The organism is Streptomyces atratus, from assembly GCF_040655115.1.
Lineage (GTDB): Bacteria > Actinomycetota > Actinomycetes > Streptomycetales > Streptomycetaceae > Streptomyces > Streptomyces atratus_D.
On record NZ_JBFAJH010000135.1, the window covers coordinates 1 to 1,848 of the forward strand.

The following is a 1,848-nucleotide window of genomic DNA, read 5'->3' on the forward strand; positions in this document are numbered from 1 at the left end:
CTCAGCTTGACTCTGTCGGGGATCTTGGAGTTTCGCTGTGCGGCGGCATGGTCAACAAGCATGCTCGTGTCGTTCCGATGACCGATGCAGCTGCCGAGGTGCCCGTTGTCCCTTTGCCTCCGTTCCGGTGAGCAAGTCCCGCCTTTGACTGCGAGGGTCGCGCGGGCGAGCAACCCGAAGGGCACGACAGCGATGTGGGTGAGAGACCGGCTGGATGGGCTGTGGTGCGACGAGGACTTCGCCGACTGGTACCCGCGCGACGGGCGTCCGGGCCTCTCGCCCGCTCAACTGGCCACCGTCTGTGTGCTGCAGTTCCTGCTCGGTCTGTCGGACCGGCAGGCCGCCGAGGCGGTGCGCTGCCGCATCGACTTCAAGTACGCCATGGCCATGGAGCTGGACGACCCCGGCTTCCACCACAGCGTGCTGGCCGACTTCCGTGACCGTCTCGCCGAGGGCGAGCGTGCTGACCGCCTCCTCGACCTTGCGCTGGCTCGCCTGAAGGAGGCCGGTCTGGTGCGCGAGCGCACCACGCAGCGCACCGACTCCACCCATGTCCTGGCCGCGGTGCGTGACCTGACACGGCTGGAACTGATCACCGAGGCGGTGCGAGCCGCGCTGGAGGAAGTCGCCGGCACCGCCGGGCACCTGCTGGACGGCCTGGTCGATGAGGAGTGGGGGCGCCGCTACGGCCGACCGGTCCGTCTGGGCAAGAACCCCACCCGGCCCAAGACCAGGATTCTCGCCACCGGCAACGACGCCGCCCGGCTCCTGGAACACCTCTACCGGCACGGAGCAGGCCGGGCATTCGGCCGCCAGGTCCAGGCCCTGCGAGAGATCATGGTCCAGAACTACTACCGCGATGCCGCGGGCCGCCTGCTCTGGCGCACGGAGGAGGACGGCGGACCCGGGCTTGCGCCATCGTCCTTGGCGATCGTCTCTCCCTACGACACCTCGGCCCGCTACGCACGTCACGGACACATCGTCAGCTGGAGAGGGTTCTCCGCTCATCTGACCGAGACCTGTGCTCCTGACCGCCCCAACGTGATCACGGATGTGGCCACCACCGCGGCCACCACGCACGACAGCCAGGTCCTGCCCGGCATCCACACTCGCCTGGGGCGTCGCGGCCTGCTGCCCGCCGAGCACTTGGTCGACAGCGGCTACACCTCCCTGGTTCATCTGGAACAGGCCGCCCGCGAACACCAGGTCACCGTCACCGGACCGTTGCCGGGTAACCCCACCCGCCAGCACCGTCGAGGCGAGGGCTTCGGCCGGGACGACTTCCACATCGACTTCGACCGCCGGCAGGTGACCTGCCCCCAGGGCCAGGTCAGCCGGGGCTGGCACGGCCCCTACCCGACGTCCTCGCCCACCGCGGCCCCGCTGATCGTGGCGCGGTTCACCAAGGGCCAGTGCCGGCCCTGCCCAGTCCGCGCCCAGTGCACCACCTCCCGCGAAAGCGCCCGCAACGTGGGCTTCCCACCACGAGAACTCCGCGACCTGCAACTCCGCGTCCGAACCGAGCAGCAGACACCCGAGTGGAAGGCGCGGTACGCGGTCCGTTCCGGGGTGGAGGGCACCGTCAACGAGTTCGCCCACGGCCACGACATGCGACGCTGCCGCTACCGAGGCCAGGACAAAACCCACATCCAGCACGTCCTGACCGCCATCGCCGTCAACATCGAGCGACTCAGCGGCCTGCCGCCGGCCGGGGAAGCGCCCCCACCCCGACGGCCCACCGCCTTCCAGAGTTTCCTGGACCAGCACAACATCCACCGGCCGAAGTCCTGGAGAAGCAGCCGTGGTTGACACCGCTGATTCCAAGATCCCCGACAGAGTCAAGCTCAG

Annotated in this window: 1 protein-coding gene; it reads left to right on the forward strand. The window is 69.0% G+C overall.

Annotated elements, in window-relative coordinates; genetic code table 11:
* Positions 1–84: 84 nt before the first annotated feature.
* A complete protein-coding gene (locus AB0I23_RS41415) occupies positions 85–1,809 on the forward strand; it encodes an IS1182 family transposase (protein WP_359118433.1) in 1,725 nt (574 codons plus the stop codon).
* Positions 1,810–1,848 lie beyond the last annotated feature (39 nt).

Bases quoted from the DNA above. Each gene is read 5' to 3' on its own strand.
- AB0I23_RS41415 (WP_359118433.1), top strand. From the start codon at position 85: ATGCAGCTGCCGAGGTGCCCGTTGTCCCTTTGCCTCCGTTCCGGTGAG.